The following is a 245-nucleotide window of genomic DNA, read 5'->3' as shown; positions in this document are numbered from 1 at the left end:
GTACGATGTGATAGTGGGTTCCGGGACTACGGATATCGACGCGCGCCACCATGTCGTAGACCCAGCACTGGTTCTCTTTGCTCCACACCATCAGGTCCGGAGGATTATCGAGTTCTGTGCATGCCGCTACATACTCGATGCCGAGCGGAACTGCTCCCATCAGCCATGTTTCGAGTGCGACCTCGACGGCGCTCCGTGTCTGCGCATCGTTGAGCATAGAATTATCGTAGATCGTGTTGAGGAAC

Annotated in this window: 1 protein-coding gene; it reads right to left on the bottom strand. The window is 55.5% G+C overall.

Annotation, left to right across the window (positions count from 1 at the left end):
• Window positions 1-245: hypothetical protein (locus AC1RPT_RS08205; protein ID WP_481763059.1), on the bottom strand; the 245-nt coding region annotated here is incomplete at both ends.

The sequence above is a fragment of the Dellaglioa sp. CoH-56-MRSF-11 genome, assembly GCF_056782135.1.
Note: the sequence above shows the minus strand (reverse complement) of the source record. Positions and strands in the feature narration are given on the sequence as shown.